Source organism: Streptomyces sp. NPDC006655, assembly GCF_040703965.1.
GTDB lineage: Bacteria > Actinomycetota > Actinomycetes > Streptomycetales > Streptomycetaceae > Streptomyces.
Genome location: NZ_JBEYJU010000049.1, coordinates 1 through 22812, shown reverse-complemented (window position 1 = coordinate 22812; position 22812 = coordinate 1). Strand labels below are relative to the sequence as shown.

The 22812-nt window shown below is 71.1% G+C and carries 17 protein-coding genes; 5 read left to right on the top strand and 12 right to left on the bottom strand.

The genetic code is table 11. The features are described 5' to 3' along the window. Positions 1 to 32 precede the first annotated feature (32 nt). Both AB0958_RS26345 and nrdR read right to left on the bottom strand, forming a co-directional pair. Positions 33 to 2927 (bottom strand): vitamin B12-dependent ribonucleotide reductase, encoded by a 2895-nt coding sequence (locus AB0958_RS26345; RefSeq protein ID WP_366892920.1) that lies wholly within the window; start codon positions 2925 to 2927, stop codon positions 33 to 35. 163 nt (positions 2928 to 3090) lie between these two features. Further along, on the bottom strand, positions 3091 to 3642 hold the full coding sequence (nrdR, locus tag AB0958_RS26340) for a transcriptional regulator NrdR (RefSeq protein WP_366892919.1): 552 nt from the start codon (positions 3640 to 3642) through the stop codon (positions 3091 to 3093). A gap of 501 nt (positions 3643 to 4143) precedes the next feature. Here nrdR and lexA point away from each other — a divergent pair. Beyond that, positions 4144 to 4923: a transcriptional repressor LexA gene (lexA, locus tag AB0958_RS26335; protein WP_132893616.1), complete on the top strand. Its 780-nt coding sequence runs from the start codon at positions 4144 to 4146 to the stop codon at positions 4921 to 4923. Between the two features lie 149 nt (positions 4924 to 5072). Here the strand turns inward: lexA and AB0958_RS26330 are convergent, their stop codons facing one another. The 4 genes from AB0958_RS26330 to AB0958_RS26315 form a co-directional block, all read right to left on the bottom strand. Continuing rightward, complete coding sequence (locus AB0958_RS26330; protein WP_366892918.1) at positions 5073 to 7049, bottom strand: ATP-dependent DNA helicase; 1977 nt, start codon at positions 7047 to 7049, stop codon at positions 5073 to 5075. Between the two features lie 225 nt (positions 7050 to 7274). Beyond that, positions 7275 to 8045, bottom strand: coding sequence for a GNAT family N-acetyltransferase (locus AB0958_RS26325; RefSeq protein ID WP_366892917.1), 771 nt, complete (start codon positions 8043 to 8045; stop codon positions 7275 to 7277). A 101-nt stretch (positions 8046 to 8146) separates the two neighbouring features. Then, entirely contained in the window at positions 8147 to 10252 is a 2106-nt protein-coding gene (locus AB0958_RS26320) for an IucA/IucC family protein (protein WP_366892916.1), read from the bottom strand. A gap of 163 nt (positions 10253 to 10415) precedes the next feature. Then, on the bottom strand, positions 10416 to 11921 hold the full coding sequence (locus tag AB0958_RS26315; protein ID WP_366892954.1) for a diaminobutyrate--2-oxoglutarate transaminase family protein: 1506 nt from the start codon (positions 11919 to 11921) through the stop codon (positions 10416 to 10418). 189 nt (positions 11922 to 12110) lie between these two features. Here AB0958_RS26315 and AB0958_RS26310 point away from each other — a divergent pair, with 189 nt between their 5' ends. Both AB0958_RS26310 and AB0958_RS26305 read left to right on the top strand, forming a co-directional pair. After that, positions 12111 to 12275: a hypothetical protein gene (locus AB0958_RS26310; protein ID WP_366892915.1), complete on the top strand. Its 165-nt coding sequence runs from the start codon at positions 12111 to 12113 to the stop codon at positions 12273 to 12275. A gap of 98 nt (positions 12276 to 12373) precedes the next feature. Continuing rightward, positions 12374 to 13597 carry a hypothetical protein gene (locus tag AB0958_RS26305; protein ID WP_366892914.1) on the top strand — a complete coding sequence of 408 codons (1224 nt, stop codon included), beginning with the start codon at positions 12374 to 12376 and terminating at the stop codon, positions 13595 to 13597. 91 nt (positions 13598 to 13688) lie between these two features. On the opposite strand, the gene hflX is transcribed toward AB0958_RS26305, so the two are convergent. The 6 genes from hflX to miaA form a co-directional block, all read right to left on the bottom strand. Further along, positions 13689 to 15179, bottom strand: coding sequence for a GTPase HflX (gene hflX / locus AB0958_RS26300; protein ID WP_366892913.1), 1491 nt, complete (start codon positions 15177 to 15179; stop codon positions 13689 to 13691). Between the two features lie 169 nt (positions 15180 to 15348). Next, entirely contained in the window at positions 15349 to 16863 is a 1515-nt protein-coding gene (locus AB0958_RS26295) for a M1 family metallopeptidase (protein ID WP_366892912.1), read from the bottom strand. Between the two features lie 125 nt (positions 16864 to 16988). Continuing rightward, positions 16989 to 19112 carry an HD domain-containing protein gene (locus AB0958_RS26290; RefSeq protein ID WP_366892911.1) on the bottom strand — a complete coding sequence of 708 codons (2124 nt, stop codon included), beginning with the start codon at positions 19110 to 19112 and terminating at the stop codon, positions 16989 to 16991. 294 nt (positions 19113 to 19406) lie between these two features. After that, positions 19407 to 20270: a diaminopimelate epimerase gene (gene dapF, locus AB0958_RS26285; RefSeq protein ID WP_366892910.1), complete on the bottom strand. Its 864-nt coding sequence runs from the start codon at positions 20268 to 20270 to the stop codon at positions 19407 to 19409. Positions 20271 to 20350: 80 nt separating this feature from the next. After that, positions 20351 to 20857, bottom strand: a complete 507-nt coding sequence (locus AB0958_RS26280) for a hypothetical protein (RefSeq protein WP_366892953.1) — start codon at positions 20855 to 20857, stop codon at positions 20351 to 20353. A gap of 107 nt (positions 20858 to 20964) precedes the next feature. Beyond that, on the bottom strand, positions 20965 to 21903 hold the full coding sequence (gene miaA, locus AB0958_RS26275; protein WP_366892909.1) for a tRNA (adenosine(37)-N6)-dimethylallyltransferase MiaA: 939 nt from the start codon (positions 21901 to 21903) through the stop codon (positions 20965 to 20967). Between the two features lie 180 nt (positions 21904 to 22083). Here miaA and AB0958_RS26270 point away from each other — a divergent pair, with 180 nt between their 5' ends. Beyond that, positions 22084 to 22440 carry a hypothetical protein gene (locus AB0958_RS26270; RefSeq protein WP_366892908.1) on the top strand — a complete coding sequence of 119 codons (357 nt, stop codon included), beginning with the start codon at positions 22084 to 22086 and terminating at the stop codon, positions 22438 to 22440. Positions 22441 to 22463: 23 nt separating this feature from the next. Further along, positions 22464 to 22754 carry an antitoxin gene (locus AB0958_RS26265; protein ID WP_366892907.1) on the top strand — a complete coding sequence of 97 codons (291 nt, stop codon included), beginning with the start codon at positions 22464 to 22466 and terminating at the stop codon, positions 22752 to 22754. The last annotated feature ends 58 nt before the right edge of the window (positions 22755 to 22812 follow it).

Below are 22812 nucleotides of genomic sequence, written 5' to 3'. Positions count from 1 at the left end.
GCCGACGCCCCTCATCTCACTTCATCGACCCGTCAGCTGCAGCCGCTGGTCGAGCCGCAGCCCTCGCAGATGTAGCAGGAGCCGGCCCGCTGCATCTTCGTACCGCAGGAGAAGCAGAGCGGGGCGTCGGCCTGGATGCCCAGCTGCATCTCCACCAGTTCGGCGCTGGTGTGGGCCTGCTGCGGTGCGGGCTTGGCCGCCTGGGGCCGCGGGGAGGCGACGGCCTTCAGCTCCTGGGCGCGCGGCGCCGACTGGGCCAGGCCCTCGACGTCGACCTCGTCGTCCTCGATGGACGGCTCGTACGAACCGGTCTCCAGGTGACGCTGACGCTCCTCGGCGGAGTGGATGCCGAGCGCCGAGCGCGTCTCGAAGGGCAGGAAGTCCAACGCCAGGCGGCGGAAGATGTAGTCGACGATCGACTGCGCCATCCGCACGTCCGGGTCGTCCGTCATGCCGGCCGGCTCGAAGCGCATGTTGGTGAACTTCGAGACGTAGGTCTCCAGCGGCACGCCGTACTGCAGACCGACGGAGACCGCGATGGAGAAGGCGTCCATCATGCCCGCGAGGGTGGAACCCTGCTTGGACATCTTCAGGAAGACCTCGCCCAGGCCGTCGTCCGGGTAGGAGTTGGCCGTCATGTAGCCCTCGGCGCCGCCGACGGTGAAGGACGTGGTGATGCCGGGACGACCCTTCGGGAGGCGCTTGCGGACCGGGCGGTACTCGATGACCTTCTCGACCGTCTCGCGGATGGTCGCCTCGGCCTTCTCGGCGACCTCCTCCTTCTCCTTCTCCTTGGTCTTGGCGGAGAGCGGCTGGCCGACCTTGCAGTTGTCGCGGTAGATCGCGAGCGCCTTGACGCCGAGCTTCCAGGCCTCGAAGTAGATCTCCTCGACCTCCTCGACGGTCGCCGACTCCGGCATGTTGACCGTCTTGGAGATGGCACCGGAGATCCACGGCTGGATCGCGGCCATCATGCGGACGTGGCCCATCGGGGAGATGGCGCGCTCGCCCATGGCGCAGTCGAAGACCTCGTAGTGCTCGTGCTTGAGACCGGGGGCGTCGATCACGTTGCCGTGCTCGGCGATGTGGGCGACGATCGCCTCGATCTGCTCCTCCTGGTAGCCCAGGCGGCGCAGGGCCTGCGGGACCGTGCCGTTGACGATCTGCATCGAGCCGCCGCCGACCAGCTTCTTGAACTTGACCAGGGCGAGGTCGGGCTCGACCCCGGTGGTGTCGCAGGACATGGCGAGACCGATGGTGCCGGTCGGCGCGAGGACGGACGCCTGGGAGTTACGGAAACCGTTCTTCTCGCCGAGGCGCACCACGTCCTGCCAGGCCTCCGTGGCGGCGGCCCAGACCGGGGTGTCCAGGTCGTCCATGCGGACGGCCACGGTGTTGGCGTCGGCGTGCTGCTGCATGACGCGGTTGTGGGCGTCGGCGTTGCGGGCGTAGCCGTCGTACGGGCCGACGACCGCGGCGAGCTCCGCGGAGCGCTTGTACGCGGTACCGGTCATCAGGGAGGTGATGGCACCGGCCAGCGCACGGCCGCCTTCGGAGTCGTAGGCGTGGCCGGTCGCCATCAGCAGGGCGCCGAGGTTGGCGTAGCCGATGCCGAGCTGGCGGAAGGCGCGGGTGTTCTCGCCGATCTTCTGGGTCGGGAAGTCCGCGAAGCAGATGGAGATGTCCATCGCGGTGATGACGAGCTCGACGACCTTGCTGAAGCGCTCGACGTCGAAGGACTGGTTGCCCTTGCCGTCGTCCTTCAGGAACTTCATCAGGTTCAGCGAGGCGAGGTTGCAGGACGTGTTGTCCAGGTGCATGTACTCGCTGCAGGGGTTCGAGCCGTTGATCCGGCCGGATTCCGGGCAGGTGTGCCAGTGGTTGATGGTGTCGTCGTACTGGATGCCCGGGTCGGCGCAGGCCCAGGCGGCCTCGGCCATCTTCCGGAACAGGCTCTTGGCCTGGACCTCCTCGATGACCTCTCCGGTCATCCGGCCGCGCAGTCCGAACTGGCCGCCCTGCTCGACAGCCCTCATGAACTCGTCGTTCACGCGGACCGAGTTGTTGGCGTTCTGGTACTGGACGGACGTGATGTCGTCGCCGCCCAGGTCCATGTCGAAGCCCGCGTCACGGAGGGCGCGGATCTTCTCCTCCTCCTTGACCTTGGTCTCGATGAAGTCCTCGATGTCGGGGTGGTCGACGTCGAGGATGACCATCTTGGCGGCGCGGCGGGTGGCGCCGCCCGACTTGATGGTTCCGGCGGAGGCGTCGGCGCCGCGCATGAAGGAGACCGGTCCGGAGGCGTTGCCGCCGGAGGAGAGGAGTTCCTTGGAGGAACGGATGCGGGAGAGGTTGAGGCCGGCGCCGGAGCCGCCCTTGAAGATCATGCCCTCTTCCTTGTACCAGTCGAGGATCGACTCCATGGAGTCGTCGACGGACAGGATGAAGCAGGCGGAGACCTGCTGGGGCTGCGGGGTGCCCACGTTGAACCACACGGGGCTGTTGAAGCTGAAGATCTGGTGCAGGAGGGCGTACGCCAGCTCGTGCTCGAAGATCTCGGCGTCGTCGGGGGTGGCGAAGTACTTGTGGTCCTCGCCGGCCTTCCGGTAGGTCTTCACGATGCGGTCGATCAGCTGCCTGAGGCTGGTCTCGCGCTGCGGGGTGCCGACGGCACCGCGGAAGTACTTGCTGGTGACGATGTTGACCGCGTTCAACGACCAGAAGTCGGGGAACTCGACGCCACGCTGCTCGAAGTTGACCGAGCCGTCGCGCCAGTTGGTCATGACGACGTCACGGCGCTCCCAGCTCACCTCGTCGTACGGGTGCACGCCGGGAGTGGTGTGGATGCGCTCGATACGCAGTCCCTTGGTGGCCTTCGTCCCCTTCGCGCGGGAACTCCGTGCCGGACCGCTCGCCGTCTCTGTCATGCCGCCTCCCTGTACGGGCTAAAACGCCCTGAAATGCCACGATGTTCCCGTGGCACACTGTTCTGTTTCCGCGTCGCGGGCACGCTGAGCCGCCCCCGCGACAAGTCCTGGATCGCCGTCCGACAACCGGATCCGGGTCCTCCGACCGGTTCCGGTCCGCCCGTCAGTCGGCGATGCGCACGGGCGCGGGCACCCGAGCGGTCCCGCCCTGCCCGTGATCGTCCTCCTGGCTCCCCGCTGCCGCGCCTTCGTCGTCCGCGACCGGGTCCTGCGCCGCCCGCCTGAGTTCCGCGATCGCGGCCTCGAAGTCCTCGAGCGTGTCGAATGCCCGGTAGACGGAGGCGAATCGCAGGAAGGCGACCAGGTCGAGTTCCTGCAACGGGCCGAGTATGGCCAGCCCCACGTCGTGGGTGGTCAGCTCGGCGCTTCCGGTGGCCCGCACCGCCTCCTCGACCCGTTGGCCGAGCTGGGCGAGCGCGTCCTCGGTGACAGGTCGCCCCTGGCACGCCTTGCGCACACCGTTGATGACCTTGGTACGGCTGAATGGCTCGGTGACTCCGGAACGCTTCACCACCATGAGCGAGCACGTCTCCACGGTCGTGAAACGACGGGAGCAGTCAGGGCACTGGCGGCGCCTGCGGATCGACGTGCCGTCGTCGGTCGTACGACTGTCGACGACCCGGCTGTCGGGGTGCCTGCAGAAGGGGCAGTGCATGATCTCCAACCCTCCTCACAGCAGACTCGACAGCCTCGCTGGACCTCATGGGTCCCGCGAAGCAGCCCCAAGCATAGGCGATCTCAGAGAGACCGGAGACCCGGGGGACCACAACTTGTGGGCCGCGGTCGCAATCCAACCACTACATGTGGTGATTGGCTGATACATCGCCAGGTTGCGCGTGTCGCACACGTACCGCTACGGCGGATTCGGAGATACCGTGAGCGCCGCACGGAGGTCGCGTGCGACTCCGGCGCAGATGGGGGCGGATGTCCCGGTCGGCGGCGGCACTGATGGCAGACTGGGCACACCCGCGAGGCCGTCACCGGCGGCGAAGAGTACAACAATGAACCTTTTGCCCGCCGGACACCGCATGACCCATACACCCAGACATGTGATCGCGTCCGATGAACCGCGTTTTTTCACTCGAACGTGTGTTTGGCGCAACCTTTCGAAAGCAACTACCGTTGTCCAGCAGGGAGACCATCGAGAGGGGCCGACGTGACCACGACCGCAGACAGTGCCACCATCACCGCCCAGGACCGCTCCCAGGGCCGAATCGACCCGGTGCACGCCATGAACGAAGCCGTGAATCCCGAGGGACACAAGCGTTCCCTGCCGGGCCGACCTCCAGGCATCCGGGCGGACAGCTCGGGCCTCACCGACCGGCAACGCCGGGTGATCGAGGTGATCCGGGACTCGGTGCAGCGACGAGGTTACCCGCCGTCGATGCGGGAGATCGGCCAGGCCGTCGGCCTGTCGAGCACGTCCTCGGTGGCCCACCAGCTGATGGCACTGGAGCGCAAGGGCTTCCTGCGCCGGGACCCGCACCGCCCGCGCGCGTACGAGGTACGCGGCTCCGACCAGGCCGTGACCGTGCAGCCCACGGACACCGCCGGCAAGCCCGCGGCGTCCTACGTTCCGCTGGTCGGCCGGATCGCCGCCGGTGGGCCGATCCTCGCCGAGGAGTCCGTCGAGGACGTCTTCCCTCTCCCCCGGCAGCTGGTCGGCGACGGCGAGCTGTTCGTCCTCAAGGTCGTCGGTGATTCCATGATCGAGGCCGCGATCTGCGACGGCGACTGGGTGACCGTGCGCCGCCAGCCGGTCGCCGAGAACGGCGACATCGTCGCCGCCATGCTCGACGGCGAGGCCACGGTCAAGCGCTTCAAGCGCGAGGACGGCCATGTCTGGCTCCTCCCCCACAACGCGGCCTACGAGCCGATCCCCGGCGACGACGCGACCATCCTCGGCAAGGTCGTCGCGGTACTGCGGCGCGTGTGACGCCTGCGGCGGGCACTCATGCCACCCGCCCTCAGATCGGGCCCCGGGACCCCTGCGCCGGTTCCGGGGTCCTGCACTGTCCGGCGCCCCACCGCACGCCTGCTCGTACCTAGGGGTGGTCCCGTCCTGTCACGGAACCACCTCTGGGATCACTCCCCCTCCGCCTGCCGTGCCGAGGCGTCGATCGCCGCCAGCGACTTCCGGACCTGGTTACGGTCGGTGGTGTACCAGAAGTCGGGCAGTGACGCCTTGAGATAGCTGCCGTACCGAGCGGTCGCCAGCCGCTGATCGAGTACGGCGACCACGCCCCGGTCCCCCGACGCCCGCACCAGCCGGCCGGCGCCCTGGGCCATCAGCAGCGCGGCATGGGTGGCGGCGACCGCCATGAAGCCGTTGCCGCCGGCGTCCTCCACCGCCTTCTGGCGCGCGCTCATCAAGGGGTCGTCGGGGCGCGGGAACGGGATCTTGTCCATGACGACCAGCTGGCAGCTGGGACCAGGGACGTCCACGCCCTGCCACAGTGACAGCGTGCCGAACAGACAGGTCCGGGGATCGGCCGCGAAGTTCTTGATCAGCTCGCCCAGGGTCTCCTCGCCCTGCAGAAGTATCGGGAACTCGGGGATCCGGACGCGCAGTTCCTCGGCGGCCTGCTGGGCGGCGCGCATCGAGGAGAAGAGGCCGAGGGTGCGGCCGCCGGCGGCCTGGATCAGCTCGGTGAGTTCGTCGAGCATGTCGGCGCGGTCGCCGTCCCGTGCGGGGCGGGCGAGGTGTTTGGCGACGTAGAGGATGCCCTGCTTCGGGTAGTCGAAGGGCGAGCCCACATCCACCCCCTTCCAGCGCGGGAAGTCCTCCCCCTCGGTGCCCTCGGGGGCGAGGCCGAGGGAGGCGCCCACGCCGTTGAAGTCGCCGCCGAGCTTGAGGGTCGCCGAGGTGAGGGTGACCGAACGGTCCGCGAAGAGCTTCTCCCGGAGCAGACCCGAGACGGACATCGGGGCGACCCGGAGGGAGGCGCCGAAGCGGTCGTGGCGTTCGTACCAGACCACGTCCCACTCGGAGCCGTTCACGATCCGCTCGGCCACGTCGTGCACGCTCTCCACCGACGCCAGCGCCTGCTTGCGGACCGCGTCCTCGTCCTGGACGGACTTGTCACGGGTCGTGCCGATCGCGGAGATCACCGTGCGGGACGCGTCCCTAAGCGCCGCGAGGGCATAGCCGAGATCCTCCGGGATCTCCTCCAGACGGCCCGGCAGGGCCAGCTCCATCAGCCGCTCGAAGCCCTCGGCGGCGGTCTGGAGCTGGTCGGCGGCCTTCTCGTCGACCAGCTTGGCGGAGCGCCGGACCGCGCGGTTGACCTGGCCCGGGGTGAGTTCGCCGGTGGCGACACCGGTGACCCGGGAGACCAGTTCGTGCGCCTCGTCCACGATCAGCACCTCGTGCGGGGGGAGCACGGGGGCGCCCTCGATGGCGTCGATGGCCAGCAGGGCGTGGTTGGTGACGACCACCTCGGCGAGCTTGGCGCGCTCGCGGGCCATCTCGGCGAAGCACTCGGCGCCGTAGGCGCACTTGGACGCGCCGAGGCACTCCCGCGAGGAGACCGAGACCTGCGCCCATGCCTTGTCGGAGACACCCGGCGTCAGATCGTCGCGGTCACCGCTCTCGGTCTCGTCGGCCCAATCCCGCAGCCGCAGCAGGTCCTGACCCAGCCTGCCGGTCGGGGCGGCCGCCTCGAACTGGTCGAAAAGGCCCTCTTCCTCGTCCTGCGGCAGTCCTTCGTGCAGCCGGTGCAGACACAGGTAGTTCGACCGGCCCTTGAGCATCGCGAACTCCGGGCGGCGGCGCAGCAGCGGGTGCAGGGCGTCGACGGTCCGTGGCAGATCCCGCTCCACCAGCTGTCTCTGCAGGGCGAGCGTCGCCGTCGCCACGACGACCCGCTCCCCGTGGGCGAGCGCGGGCACCAGATAGCCGAGCGACTTTCCGGTGCCGGTGCCGGCCTGGACCAGCAGATGGGATCCGTCGTCGATCGCTTCGGCGACCGATTCGGCCATGGTCACCTGGCCGGGGCGCTCCGTGCCGCCGACAGCTGTGACAGCGGCATGCAGGAGTTCAGGGAGTGAGGGCTTCGTCATAGCGCGACCACCCTACGGCCCTGCGCTGACAATCGGGCGGTCAAGACGGGTGCGAGGGGTGCGAGCACGCCGAGGACTCCTCAACGGACGGGCCGGACGGAGAGCGGACGGGCCGGACGGAGAGCGGACGGGCCGGAGTTCGGGCCGCTGTCGATTTTCTTCGGGCGGCCGGGAACTCGATCGGCCGCCGCTTCGTACTACATGTGTCCACGCAATCACTCAGCGCTACATCAGATGACGTAGGGACCGGTCCCGGATCATGAGGGCGGCCCGTTTGGCAGGCAGGTCGACCTCGGCTGCGTAGCGGTAGCCCGCGTTGAGGAAGGCGGCCACGGAGGGGGTGTTGTGAAGATCAGGTTCCGCGACGACCCGCGCGCAGGCGGGGCGGTGATCGAGTACGAGATCGGCCACGGCTCTCAGCAGGGCGGAGCCCAGTCCCTTTCCCCGGTCGGCGACATCGCCGATGAGCAGGTGCAATCCGGTGTCGTGCGGGCGGGCCGGATAACGGCGGGCGAGCGGGTCGAGGTCGGCCCGGTAGATCTCCCAGTAGCTCATGGGGGTGCCGTCCAGCAGGCCCAGACACGGCACGCTGCGTCCGTCACCGGCGAGTTGGCCGCGCAGGTGTTCCTCCGTCCGCGTCGGTGAGCCGGCCAACTGCCAGAACCTGGCCACTGCGGGGTCGTCCATCCAGCGGCTGATGACCGGCAGGTCCCGTTCCACCTGCGCCGGCACCAGCTGGAAGGAGCCGACCGGGGTCGGGGTCGGGCCCCAGGCACCCACGTGGTCGAGCAGGTCCGGCGCGTCGACAGGTCCCGGGACCGGCCGGTCGGCCGGCTTCCCGGCGAAGAGGGCGCGGAGTCCGGCGGGCAGCCGGAGGTCCAGGGTGTCCTCGCAGTCCCCGGTGATCTCGGCGGGTCCGGAGCGGCCGGGGTGGCAGGGGCGGCCGGGATGGACCGGTACGGGGCCTGCGTCGGCGCTCGCGTCGGTGGGAGGCACGGTGCGCTCCTCTCAGAAGACGAGGTGGGTCATGTTCCTCGGTCGGTGAACGAAGGGCGGTGGTCGGCGGGTAGGTGGGAGTGCCGGTGTGATCGGGCGAGTCAGGAGTGGAGGGGGTTGGCGATGGTGACGTAGACGGACTGGGTGTCGACCGGGCCGACGAGTTCGTCGAGGCCGTACAGCCGGGTCAGCAGGTTGGCCTTGCAACGCAGGACGGGTGAGTCGAGCAGGCGGCCGGGCAGGGAGCTGTGCGGTCGGGTGGGTCCGGCGGCCGTGTCGGTGAGGAAACGGCGGAACGCGGCGAGCAGCAGACGTTCGTCGGCGAGTTGCTGCGAGCCGAACGCTCCGATGAGACCGCACACGTTGTTGATGCCGAGGTAGTAGGCGAAACGCTCGTCGGTGGTCTCGTCGGAGACGAAGGTGTCGCTGTGCTCACCGATGCCGGGCAGTCGGGCGTCCAGGTCGGCCCGCCGTGACTCGCGGAAGTAGTAGCCCTGGTTGTCGCGGTAGCGGCCGCCGACGGGCCAGCCGTCGGAGTCCAGCAGGAGCAGGGTGTTCTGCTGGTGCGCCTCCAGGGCGATGCCGGCCTCGCCGTCGAGCCAGAGCAGCGGGCGGACGACCTGTTCCAGGTAGCGCAGGAACCACTCGGCACTGACGGCGCCGACGGGCCGGCCGGTGCGTACGGCGAGCCGGGCGACCACTCGGGCCAACCGTGAGCGGAACGGCCGGGGCGGCCTGCCGTCCGCGGCCGGTGTGCCGTGGGGGCGTGGGGCGTCGGAGGGGCGTAGGGCGTCATGGGGGCGTGGGGCGACCAGTCCGGCGACGCAGGACACGTCGTCGGTCGGGGTGAACGGGTTGTGCCGGATCATCACGTCGAGGCCGGACACGGGCCGGCCGTCCCGGCCGTCGACGGCGAGCCAGGCGGGGTCGCGCACGATGTCGAACCCGGGATGGGCGGCCTGCCACTGCTTGCCGAGGCCGGTGCGCAGCAGACGGTGCACCTCCACGCCCCGGTGGAGTTCCTTGCGGAGGTTCTCGCGACGGGAGTTGGTGATGCGCAGACCGAGGGACAGCTTGAGCATGGCGGCGGCGCCGGTGCGGTGGACGGTTCGTACGGAGGAGGTGGGATGCCAGGGGACGCCGAGGGGGCCCAGGTCGTGGAGCAGTCCGGCGTCGAGAAGGGCGGCGGTCTCCTCGCGGTGGCGGACCTCGCGGGCCTGCCAGGGATGCAGGGGCAACGCGGCGGCATGGCCTTCGGGCAGCGGCAGGGGCGTCCCGGCGAGGCGTTCCATGAGATGCGGCGCGGGGACGGGTCGGCCGCGTTCGGTCCAGGCCGAGTCGGTGGCGAGCAGCGAGGAGTGGACGGTCATCCAGTGCAGGGGGAAGGAGCCGCGCAGCTCCGGTGAGTAGAGGCGGGTTTCGGATTCGGTCAGGCCCCCGCGGCTCTTCGGGGTCGGGTGCAGCGGGTGGCCGAGGAGGAGCGCCTGCTCGGCGGCGAGGAAGCGGTCGGGGCCGTCGGCGGGGTGGGCTCGCCGGTCGGCGATGAAGAGGGCCGTGCGACGCAGGGAGTCGGCGACCCGGGCCACCAGGTCGTCGGCAGGGGCGGCGGGAGCGGCCTGGGTGACGGGCGCGCTTTCGGCGGGACGGGGCCTGTCGGCGTCGGCGACACGGGGCTTGTCGGCGTCGGCGACACGGGGCGTGCCGGTGTCGGCGACACAGGGCGTGCCAGTGTCGGCGGCACCGGTGGCTCGGGCGGGGTTGTCGTGGGTTCGGTCAGCCGTGCGCGCCGCTGTCCAGGCCGTCTCGCGGGCGAGCAGGGCGGCGAGGGTGACCGCGTCCACGGGCGGGGCGGAGTCGGGGGCGCCGGCCAGCCGGGGCGGGCCGAAGCGGTGCCAGCCGGTCGGGGACCAGTGGCGGACCGGGGTGACCAGGGCCGAACCGCTGGCGGGCAGCGGGATGCGGAGGATGCCGGTGTCCGGGGCGGGGAGGCCGGTCTCGCGCGTCCAGCAGCGCAGCAGGTTGTCCACGGCGGCGGCCTGGGCCGCGGTGTACGGGTCGGGGTGTTCGAGGGGGTCCCCGGGATCGCCGTGCGGCCGCTCGGCCTGGGAGGCGCGGCCGCGTTGCGGGGGGACCGACTCGGCGAGCGGAACGGGGCGTCCCTGGGGGCCTTGGTCTCCGGGCTCGTCGGGATAGGGGGTGGCGTTCAAGGGGTTCCTCGGGCTCGGGCGGTGCTGGTTCGCCGTCCTGGGTCCTGACGGCAGAGACGGCCAGGACGAGGAGGTGCGGATGGTGTGGGGTTTCGGGCGGGGCCGGGTCGGCAGGTGTCCGGCCGTTCGACGGGCAGGGGTTCCCGGTCTCTGCCTGGTTCTCCTAGTCCTTTCGGACGCTCTCCTGGTCCGGTCGGACGCCGCGTCGGCCGGAGGGGTCGCGGGCCACCGCGGCCACGGCGTCGGCGAGCCGGTCCAGTACGGCCTCGGCTTGCTCGTCGGTGATGGTCAGCGGCGGAAGGAGTCGTACGACACCGGCGTGGCGGCCGCCGAGTTCGACGATCAGGCCCCGTTCCAGACAGGCCCGCTGGACGGCGGCGGCCAGAACCGGGGCGGCGGGGTGCGGCCCGGGTCCGGCGTCACCGTCCCGCCCGCCGGTCGCACCGCTGTCCGGGCCCGCGGGCCTGCCGTCCCGGCTCCCGGTCGTGTCGGCGGAGCCGGTGGGCTTCCCCTGCCCCGGGCTCCGCTCCGCCTCCGGATCCACCATTTCCACCCCGATCATCAGGCCCCGCCCCCGCACCTCGCCCACGCACGCGAAGTCGTCCTGGAGTCCGCGCAGTCGGGTGAGCATGCGGGTGCCGAGCAGGCGGGCCCGGTCGGCGAGGGCGTTCTCGCGGACGTGGGCGAGGGTGGCCGCACCGGCGGCCATGGCGAGTTGGTTGCCACGGAAGGTGCCGGCGTGGGCGCCGGGCTCCCAGACGTCGAGGTCGTCGCGGTAGACGACGACCGCGAGGGGGAGACTGCCGCCGATGGCCTTGGAGAGGACCATCACGTCGGGAGTGACTCCGCTGTGCTCGACGGCCCAGAAGGCGCCGGTCCGGCCCACACCGGTCTGGATCTCGTCCGCGATGAGGGGGATGGACCGGTCGGCGGTGAGTCGGCGCATCCGGCGCAGCCAGTCGTCCGGTGCGGGATGCACCCCACCCTCGCCCTGGACGGGTTCGAGGATCATGCCGGCGGGCAGTGGGACGCCGGACTTGGGGTCGTCGAGCAACGACTCGGTCCAGCGGGCGGCGAGTTCGGCGCCGCGTGGGCCGCCGACACCGAACGGGCAGCGGTAGTCCTGCGGATAGGGCAGCCGGGCGACCCGGACGTCACCGGCTCCGCCGGAGGCGGCCAGAGCACCGGCGGTCATCCCGTGGTAGGCGCCGGTGAAGGCGAGTACGCCGGTGCGCCCGGTCGCGGTGCGCACCAGTTTGAGGGCGGCCTCCACGGCGTCCGTACCGGCGGGTCCGCAGAACTGGACGCGGGCGCGGTCGGCAAGGCCGGGTGGCAGGGTGCGGAAGAGTTCGGTGACGAACGCGTCCTTGACCGGGGTCGCCAGGTCTAGGACGGAGAGCGGGGCGCCGGAGTCGAGTACCTTGCGGATCGCCTCGAGCACGACGGGGTGGTTGTGGCCGAGGGCGAGGGTACCGGCACCGGAGAGGCAGTCCAGGTAACGGCGGCCGTCGGCGCCCTCGATGGTCAGTCCGCGCGCCCGGACCGGCACGATGGGCAGGGCGCGCGCATAGGTACGGGCCCGCGATTCTCGCGCCGACTGGCGCGTGAGAATCCCCTCGTGCGCTGCCCGCGCTCCCCCGAACGTCTCCCTGGTCACCGACTCGGTCATGGCCACGGCTCGCTGTCCTCCCGCTGTCCAGAGGCGAGTTGTCCGGCGGGCGCCGGGCACAGACAGCCGGACCCCCACCGCTACAACCCCGGGCCGTCCGGCGGGTTACGGGTCGACGCGAGATAGTTCCCGAATCCCGGGGGTCCGCACCGGACGTGATCCGGGCCGGCGTGATGGAGTTCGAGGACGGTGAGGTCCGCATCCCCTCCGGCCCGGGCCCGTGCGGAGCTCGGCCACGAGGCCCTCGGCCGCCCGCACCGGCGGTATCTGGAGTCGGCTGTGCGCACCCGCGACGACACGGGTTGCGTGCGCCACGTCGACCCCGGCTGCGAACTGCGGTTGCCCCGCTGGTGAGGCCGTAGCGAAACCGTTGCCCGGCCGGGGGTGGGCCTTCACAGCGAACGCATAGTGTGGAGCGCTGAAGTCCTTTGACAACAGGGGGAGTCACCACCATGCGATCCATCCGGCCGTCGTCCGTCCTTCGCCGGGGAGGGGGCACGCCCCGGGCGCTGGCGGCCGTCGCCCTCGCCTCGGCGCTGGCGCTCACCGCCACCGCCTGCAACGGCTCGGGCGACGACCACGCGGGCGGCCCGGCGTCCGCGTCCGCCACGGCCGACCCTGGCGACGGCAAGATCAAGATCCCGGCGGACATCAGGAACAAGCTCAAAGAGCACGGGATCGACATCGACAAGTGGAAGAACGGCGCCTGGAAGAAGTGGGACAGGCGGGACTGGCTGCGCGAGGCCGACGATTTCATCAACCCCATCATCAAGGGCCTGTGGAACCCCGACCGGATGCGGGACGCCGACGACCCCGACCAGCACAAGGCCGTCGACGACAACGGCCTCTCCGGTGACCAGGGCGTGACCGACCCGGCCCCGGCACCGGTCCGGGCGACGGCGGTGCGGCCGACGTACCACGCCGCGGCGGCCACGGCCGGGAAGGTCTTCTTCGACTCCCCCGAGGGCACGATGGTCTGCTCGGCGACGGTCGTCGAGGACCCCGCGCACCCGGGCAAGTCCAACCTGGTGTGGACGGCGGGGCACTGTGTGCACGCCGGTAAGAAGGGCGGCTGGTACCGCAACATCGCGTTCGTGCCGTCGTACAACGACAAGGGTCTGACCGGGGCGGCGCTGGCCAAGGCCACCCGGTCGGAGGTCGCGCCGTACGGCGTGTGGTGGGGTGACGGGGCGCGGACCTCGCAGCAGTGGATCGACCAGGGCGGGGAGACCGGCGGCCAGGGCGCGTCGTACGACTACGCCGTGATCCATGTGACTCCCGAGCAGGGCAGTGGCGGCAAGTCCCTCGAGGAGACGGTCGGCTCGGCGCTTGCGGTGAACTTCGACGCGCCGGCCGTCCCGAAGGTGCCGAGCATCACGGCCACCGGGTATCCGGCGGCCAAGCCGTACGACGGGTCGTTGCTGTACCAGTGCGCGGACAGGCCGGGGCGGCTGTCGATCGATGCCGCGGCGCCGACGATGTACCGGATCGGGTGCACGATGACCGGCGGGGCGTCCGGCGGTGGCTGGGTGGAGAAGGGTGCCGACGGGAAGGTGGCGCTGGTGTCCAACACGTCCATCGGGCCGGTGAGTTCGGGGTGGCTGGCCGGGCCGCGGTTCGGGACCGTGGCGAAGGGTGTGTACGAGGCGGTCAGCAAGGAGTTCGCTGATCAGTGAGGGGGCTGATATCGCCGTTCCCCGCGCCCCCAGGTAAGTGAAAGGGCCGCCCCCCTGAACAAAGGGGGGCGGCCCTTTCACTTACGAGCTGTCATGCGACCGGTGACGGAACGTACGGTGCGAGTTCCGCTGCCAGTTCCTCGTGGACGCGGACCTTGAGGAGGGTGCCCTCGGCGGTGTGCTCCTCCGAGAGGACCTCGCCCTCGTTGTGCGCGCGGGCGACCAGCTTGCCGTGGGTGTACGGGACCAGGGCCTCGATCTCCACCGACGGGCGGGGCAGGTCGTTGTCGAGAAGGGCGAGCAGTTCGTCGATGCCCTGGCCCGTGCGGGCCGAGACGGCGATGGACCGCTTCTCGACGCGGAGCAGGCGCTGCAGGACCAGGGGGTCCGCCGCGTCCGCCTTGTTGATCACGACGATCTCCGGGACGTCGGTGGCGCCGACGTCCCTGATCACCTCGCGCACGGCGGCCAGCTGCTCCTCCGGCGCCGGGTGCGAGCCGTCGACCACGTGCAGGATCAGGTCGGAGTCGCCGACCTCCTCCATGGTGGAACGGAAGGCCTCGACCAGGTGGTGGGGCAGGTGGCGGACGAATCCGACCGTGTCCGCCAGGGTGTAGAGGCGGCCGCCGGGGGTCTCGGCCCGCCGGACCGTCGGGTCCAGGGTCGCGAACAGGGCGTTCTCGACCAGGACACCGGCGCCCGTGAGGCGGTTGAGCAGGGAGGACTTGCCGGCGTTGGTGTAGCCCGCGATGGCGACGGACGGCACCTTGTTGCGGCGGCGCTCCTGGCGCTTGATCTCGCGGCCGGTCTTCATCTCCGCGATCTCCCGGCGCATCTTCGCCATCTTCTCTCGGATCCGCCGCCGGTCCGTCTCGATCTTGGTCTCACCGGGACCACGCGTGGCCAGGCCGCCGCGACCGCCACCCATCTGCCGGGACAGCGACTGACCCCAGCCTCGCAGCCGCGGCAGCATGTACTGCATCTGCGCGAGCGCGACCTGCGCCTTGCCCTCGCGGGACTTGGCGTGCTGGGCGAAGATGTCCAGGATGAGGGCGGTCCGGTCGATGACCTTGACCTTGACGACGTCCTCCAGCTGGATCAGCTGGCCGGGGCTCAGCTCACCGTCGCAGATGACCGTGTCAGCGCCGGATTCGAGGACGATGTCGCGCAGCTCCAGGGCCTTGCCGGAGCCGATGTAGGTGGCCGCGTCGGGCTTGTCGCGGCGCTGGATGACGCCGTCGAGCACCAGCGCGCCCGCCGTCTCGGCGAGGGCGGCCAGCTCCGCGAGGGAGTTGTCCGCGTCCTGTGCGGTGCCCGAGGTCCACACCCCGACCAGTACCACCCGCTCCAGGCGGAGCTGCCGGTACTCGACCTCGGTGACGTCCTCGAGCTCGGTGGAGAGGCCGGCGACACGGCGCAGGGCCGCGCGCTCGGAGCGGTCGAACTGGTCGCCGTCCCGCTCTCCGTCGATCTCGTGGCTCCAGGCGACGTCCTCTTCCATCAGGGCATCGGCCCGAAGACCGTCGGGGTAGTCCTGCGCGAGGCGCCTGGTGTCCTGGGAAGGGGAAGAAGAGGAGGTCATTGGGTCCTTTGTGTCGATGGAATGCCTTAGTCGGCCGTTGTCAGTGCGATGACTGTTCAACGTACGAGTACCCGGGGAGATTCCCGCTGACCCGTGCCGTGCCGACCCCATGATGGTCGCACGGCACGCGTCGCCTCGGCACCGTGTTATTCCCGGGGCCGCCCGGCCGTCACTTGTGCGCCTGCTTGCGCGGGGCCTGCTTGGCCGGTTGCTGCTTCCAGTCCGGGTGACCGGGCATCGGCGGGGTCTTCTCGCCGTACAGCCAGGGGTCGAGGAAGCCGGTGAGGTCGCGGCCGGCGACCGCGGACGCCAGTCGGACGAAGTCGGCGGTGCCGGCGTCGCCGTCCCGGTGGCGCTGTACCCAGATCCGCTCCAGGCGCTCGAAGGCGGGTTTGCCGATCTCCTGGCGCAGGGCGTAGAGGATGAGGGCCGCTCCGTCGTAGATGTTCGGCCGGAAGATGCTGATCTTCTGACCCGGTGCGGGGGCCTTGGGCCGGGCGGGCGGTCCGCCGGAGGCGCGCCAGGCGTCGGATTCACCGTAGGCCGCCTTCATGCGGTCGATCATGGGGTGGTGGCTCTTCTCCTCCGCGTACAGCTCCTCGTACCAGGTGGCGTGGCCCTCGTTCAGCCAGACGTCCGACCACACGCGCGGGCTGACGCTGTCGCCGAACCACTGGTGCGAGAGCTCGTGGACCATGATCGACTCGATGTACCACTTGGGGTACGCCGGCTGGGTGAACAGGTTCTTCTCGAACAGCGAGAGGGTCTGGGTCTCCAGCTCGAACCCTGTGGTGGCCTGTGCCATGAGCACGCCGTACGTCTCGAACGGGAACGTGCCGACCTTGCTCTCCAGCCAGGCGATCTGGTCCGGCGTCCGGGCCAGCCAGGGTTCGAGTTTCTTGGTGTCGGCGCTGGGGACGACGTCCCGGACCGGCAGTCCGTGCGGCCCCTTGCGGTGCAGGACGGCGGAGTGGCCGATGGAGACCTGGGCCAGCTCGGTGGCCATGGGGTGCTGGGTGCGGTAGGTCCAGGTGGTCCGGCCGCCGGTCCGGGCGGCCTCGGTGGGCAGTCCGTTGGCGACGACCGTGTAGTCGTCCGGGGCGGTCACGTGGAAGGTGAACATCGCCTTGTCGGACGGGTGGTCGTTGCACGGGAAGACCAGGTGGGCGGCGTCCGCCTGGTTGGCCATGGCGAGCCCGTCGGAGGTGCGCACCCAGCCGCCGTCCTGGTCCTTGGCGGGCACCGGGTCGCTGGTGTGCCGCACCGTGATCCTGGCCCAGCTGCCCTTCCGCAGCGGCCGGTCGGGGGTGACGACCAGGTCCTCACCGGCGCTCGCGTAGTCGGCGGGCCGACCGTCGACCTCCACGGACTCGACCTTGCCGTGCGCGAAGTCGAGGTTGACCCGGTCCAGGTCGGCGGTGGTGACGGCGTCGATGGTGGTGACGGCCTGGAGCGGCTTGTCGTTGCGGCCGGAGTAGGTGAAGGAGAGGTCGTACGACGCCACGTCGTACCCGGGGTTGCCGAGGTAGGGGAAGAGCCGGTCGCCGAGGCCCAGCGGGACCGGCGGTGCGCTCGCGCCCAGCAGGGCGACGGAGACGGCGGAGGCGAGGAGGGCGGCGGCCCGCCGGGGCCGGGACGGACGGCTACGGCGCGGCAGCGGACCGGTGCGGAGGGTGAGCGGCATGGACCACCGCTACCAGCGTGGCCCCGGTTCACCGTGACGACTCGCGACCAAACCACCCGAACGAGTACTTCACCGGCCCACACCGACCCGCCGGGCACGTGACCGGTGAGGCGCGCGGCCGACCGTCACTGGTGTTGCGCGCGGCCCACGTCGTACACGCCGGGTACGTTGCGCATCGCGCGCATCAGGTCCGGCAGATGGGCCGCGTCGGGGAGCTCGACCGTGTAGGTGTGGCGGACGCGCTGCTGGCTGGGCGGTTCCACGGTCGCCGAGACGATCTCGGCGCCCTCCTGGGCCATCGCCTCGGTGAGGTCGGCGAGCAGATGGGGGCGGCCGAACGATTCGGCGACCAGGGTGACCCGGCAGCCGGCGCTGTCGCCCCAGCTCACGGCCATCTCCGGGCGTCCGGTGCCCTTCATGTGGGCCACCGCGGCGCATTCCACGCGGTGCACGGTGACCACTCCCCCGCGTACCGCGAAACCGGTGACCTCGTCGGGGGGCACGGGGGTGCAGCAGCCGGCCAGCCGTACGGTCGCGTCGGGGCGGTCGGCGACCACGGCGCTTGCGGTGCGGGGGGCGGGTGCCTGGGGTTCGGGGGCGGGGCGGCTGGGGACGGGGACCGGTGGTTCCTCCGCGGCGGTCGCCGGGTGGGTGGCGATCCAGCGCTGGATGGCGATGCGGGCGGCGGGTGTGTGGGCGTGCTCGAGCCATTCCCGGGAGGGCTCGGAGGCCGGGTCCTGGCCCATCAGGAGCTGGACGGTGTCGCCGTCTCTCAGGACCGTGCTGAGGGTCGCGAGCCGGCCGTTGACACGGGCGCCGATGCAGGCGTGGGCGTCCTCGCCGTACTGGGCGTACGCGGCGTCGACGCAGGTGGCACCCTCGGGGAGGCCGAGGGTGCCGCCGTCGGGGCGGAAGACGGTGATCTCGCGGTCCTGGGCGAGGTCCTCACGCAGGGTGGACCAGAAGGTGTCGGTGTCGGGCGCGGCCTTCTGCCAGTCGAGGAGCCGGGAGAGCCAGCCCGGACGGGTGGGGTCGGCGCGCTCGCCGTCGGCCGCGTCGTCCGCGGTGTCCGCCGCGGGCGCCTCGGCGGCCTGCGCGTAGGGGTTGCCGAGGGCGACCACGCCGGCCTCGGCGACCTTGTGCATCTGGTGGGTGCGGATGAGGACCTCGGCCACCTGGCCGTCGGCACGGGCGACCGCCGTGTGCAGCGACTGGTACAGGTTGAACTTGGGTACGGCGATGAAGTCCTTGAACTCCGAGACCACCGGGGTCAGACAGGTGTGCAGTTCACCGAGGACGGCGTAACAGTCCGCGTCCTCGTTGACCAGCACCAGCAGCCGGCCGAAGTCGCAGCCGCGCAGTTCGCCGCGCTTGCGGCTGACCCGGTGGACGGAGACGAAGTGCCGGGGGCGGATGAGGACCTCGGCCGGGATGTCGGCCTCGCGCAGCACTCCGCGCACCTCGTCGGCGATGTCCGCGAGGGGGTCCTCCGCGCGGGCCGCGTTCGCCGCGATCAGCTCGCGGGTGTGCTCGTACTCCTCGGGGTGCAGGATCGCGAAGACCAGGTCCTCCAGTTCGGTCTTCAGCGCCTGCACGCCGAGCCGCTCGGCGAGCGGGATGAGGACGTCCCGCGTGACCTTGGCGATGCGTTCCTGTTTCTCGCGGCGCATCACGCCGAGGGTGCGCATGTTGTGCAGCCGGTCGGCGAGCTTGATCGACATCACCCGGACGTCGCTGCCGGTGGCGACGAGCATCTTCCGGAACGTCTCGGGCTCGGCGGCGGCCCCGTAGTCGACCTTCTCGAGTTTCGTCACCCCGTCGACCAGGTAGCGGACCTCCGCGCCGAACTCCTCCCCGACCTGGTCGAGCGTCACCTCGGTGTCCTCGACGGTGTCGTGGAGCAGAGAGGCCGTCAGGGTCGTGGTCTCGGCGCCGAGTTCGGCGAGGATCAGGGTGACCGCGAGCGGGTGCGTGATGTACGGCTCGCCGCTCTTGCGCATCTGGCCGCGGTGCGAGGACTCGGCCAGGACGTAGGCGCGGCGCAGTGGTTCGAGATCGGCGTCGGGGTAGTGGGCGCGGTGCGCCTCGGCGACATGGCCGATGGCGTCCGGCAGTCTGCCGCGGGCGGCATTGCCGAGCAACGCGGCCAGACCGAGTCGACGCAGGTCGATCCGAGGGCGGGCCTTCCTGCGGGCCACCGTGGGCACGACAGGACCGGGCGTCGCAGGGTTCGTGGCCTCCGCACTCATGGGCACCTCCGGCTCGTGGACCGGCGGACGGGGCCCCAGGGCATACGTGGCTCAGGGATGGGCGACGTCCCCCCGTCCGTGCCGGTGCTTGATGCTACCGAGCCCATCGCGCCCGATTGACCGGCTCCCGGCGAGCGTGAAACGGATCACCCCATCGAGCGACGATTTCGAGGTTTACGATTTTGCGCCACCTGTTCGGCGGGTGGCCGACGTTTTTCGCCACGTGGGCGACGGCTGCCGTGGATCCGGGTGTCGCACAGCGGCCCGGACCACGGTTCATGACGTCAGGCCGCCTCAACGGAGGACGTTTTCCAGCCAGTCGGCGTCGATCTCGCCCTCGGCCACGATCACGGCGGGGCCTGTCATCTCGATCTCTCCGTCGGGTCGTTCGGTGATGACGAGCCGTCCGCCGGGCAGATCCACGGTGTACGTCGCCGGGGTGCCGCTGACGGCCGGGTCGGCGCCGTCGCGGCGGATGGCGGCGACGGCGACCGCGCAGGCGCCGGTGCCGCAGGAGCGGGTCTCGCCGGAGCCGCGCTCGTGGACGCGCATCGCGACGTGGCGGGGGCCGCGGTCCACGACGAACTCGACGTTGACCCCTTCGGGGTAGGCCGACGGCGGGCTGAAGGGGGGCGGGGTGTACAGGTCGCCGGCGTCGGCGAGGTCCGCGACGAAGGCGACGGCGTGCGGGTTGCCCATGTTCACGTTCAGCGCGGGCCAGGAGCGGTCGCCGACGGAGACGGTGACGTCACCCTCCGGGAGGCGGGCACGGCCCATGCCGACGGTGACGTCACCGGCCTTGTCGATGTGGACGGTCTTGACGCCGCCACGGGTGGCGACGGCGAGGTCTCCCTCGGTGACGTGGCCGGCCTGCTGGAGGTAGCGGGCGAAGACGCGGACGCCGTTGCCGCACATCTCGGCGATCGAGCCGTCACTGTTGCGGTAGTCCATGAACCACTCGGCGTCGGCGGCCATCCCCCTGGCCTCGGGGTGCGCGGCGGACCGTACGACGTGCAGCACGCCGTCGGCGCCGATGCCGGCGCGACGGTCGCAGAGAGCGGCGACGGCGGCCGGGCCGAGGTCGAGGGCGTTGTCCGGGTCCGGGACGATCACGAAGTCGTTCTCGGTGCCGTGGCCCTTGAGGAAGGGGATGCTCATTCTTCGAGGGTAAGGGAGGGGTGCGTGGCATCCCGGACGCGGGTCGGTGGGGGCTGGGCGCCGCCGGCGAGAGGCCTTTCTCAGCGCAGGCGCGCCACGCGCCAGACGGCCAGGACGACCACGATCGCCACCAGCACCGCGTAACCGATCACCACGCGCCAGTCCGGCCTGCGGCCCGAGCCCCTCGCCGGGACGCCCGGCCAGGTGTAGCCGACCCTGCGGGCGGCCGTCATGCCCCAGCCGGCCGCGCAGAAGCAGATCAACAGGCCCAGCATCGCGATCACCGCGCCACTGTCGCCGAAGTCGAAGGCGAGCGGGAAGGCGAACATCAGGGAGCCGACCGCGGCCAGGCCCACGATGGGGGCCAGCTGCCACAGGCGCAGGCGGCGCTGCGGGCGGAGTTCGACCTCCACCTCGGGGCCGCCCGCGAACATCTCCTCCGGCTCGGGGCCGTCGGCGGTGACACCGCCGCCCACCGTGTCGTCCGGGCCGTCCGAGCTCAGCCTGTCCTCGGCCTCTTCGGTCTCACTGGGCCCGACTGCGACATGTTCGGTGTCTTGTGCGGTGTCGCGAGGGCCGGCCTCCATCGCCACGCGCCCTCCCAACCTAGGACTCCACTTGCGATCGAAGCTCGATGATGGCACGGCGCCGGAGGCCCGGATGACCGGTGGCGCATCCCGATGCCATGACGTGATCAGGCTGTGACCGGTCGTTCGACCAACGCCAGGGCCAGCCGCGGAAGTTCCTCGCGGTCCTCGGCGGCCCCACTCAACCAGTGCACCCGCGGGTCGCGCCTGAACCATGAATCCTGACGGCGCGCGAAGCGTTTGGTGGCACGGACGGTCTCGGCACGGGCTTCCGCTTCCGTGCACTCCCCGGCTAGCGCCGCCAGGATCTGCTGGTAGCCGAGGGCGCGCGACGCCGTGCGGCCCTCGCGCAGCCCGTGCGCCTCCAGTGCGCGCACCTCGTCCACGAGGCCGGCCTCCCACATCCGGTCGACGCGCAGCGCGATGCGCTCGTCGAGTTCGGGGCGGGTCACGTCGACGCCGATCTGAACGGTGTCGTACACCGAGTCGTGGCCCGGCAGGTTGGCCGTGAAGGGACGGCCGGTGATCTCGATCACCTCCAGGGCGCGGACGACGCGGCGGCCGTTGCTGGGCAGGATGGCGCGCCCGGCCTCGGGGTCGGCGGCGGACAGCCGGGCGTGCAGCGCGCCGGAGCCGCGCAGGACGAGTTCCTCCTCCAGGCGGGCCCGGACCTCGGGGTCGGTACCGGGGAACTCCAGGTTGTCGACGGCGCCGCGGACGTACAGACCGCTGCCGCCGACCAGGATCGGCCAGCGGCCCTCGGCGAGCAGGGCGTCGATGCGGGCGCGGGCGAGCCGCTGGTACTCGGCGACGGAGGCGGTGACGGTCACGTCCCATATGTCGAGGAGGTGGTGCGGGACGCCGGCGCGCTCCTCGGGCGTCAGCTTGGCGGTGCCGATGTCCATCCCCCGGTACAGCTGCATCGAGTCGGCGTTGACGACCTCCCCGCCGAGCCGTTGGGCCAGGAAGACGCCGAGGTCGGATTTTCCGGCCGCGGTGGGGCCGACGACGGCGATGACACGGGGGGCCGAGGGTGCGCTGCTCACTGCACCAGTCTCGCAAACCTCCGAGGCGGGTCTCGAACGAGTTACGTGACGGTCCGTGTCCGGGCTTCGTTGCCCGTTGCGAGGTTCCCGCCGCCCACGAGTGGCGGAGACCGGGGTGGCACCGACGGACGCACCGGTTCACGCGGGATTTCGCTCGCACGAGTAACGTATGGAGTGGATATGGGCGTTTTTGCATGGCTCCTCGGGAAGAAGCCGAAGACGACCGAGGAGCCGGCCGCCGAGGTGACGACCGGTGTCGAGCCGGCCGAACCGGCGGCGGAGAGCACGGCGGAGGAGGCGGCCGAGGCGACAGCGGCGGAGGACTCGGCGGCGGACGCGGCGGCGGACCCGGTGGCGGACGCGGCGGTGGCCGACAAGGACGACGGCAGCGGAGCAGGCGCCGGTCCGGGGACACGTTCGGAGCCGGAGCCCGAGCGCGACGCCTCGGCCGCCGCCGCCGAGAGCACCGAGATCCCCCAGCAGCAGTCCGCGAGGGAGGCCGCCGACAACGAGGCCGGCGAGAGCGCCCGCACATAACGGCCCGCGAGGGAAGGTGGACCATGGGTCTTTTGGAGAATTTGAAGGCCAAGCTCGCCCCGGCCAAGGACAAGGCCTCTCACCTCGCGCAGCAGCACGAGGACAAGATCGACAAGCTCCAGCACGGCATGGACAAGGCCGCGCGGGTCGTCGACGAGAAGACCAAGGGCAAGTACAGCGACAAGATCCAGACGGGGACGGGCAAGGCCAAGGACGCGATGGACCGGTTCGTGCACCCGGACGCCACAGGCGGTACGGCGTCGGCCGGCCCCACCACCCCCACCCGGTCGGAGGGGCCGCCGCCGGCCTCCTGAGCCGCGCGTGTCCCGTGGCACGGCGGACGGACGGGAGTCACCGGGCTCCCGGCCCCGC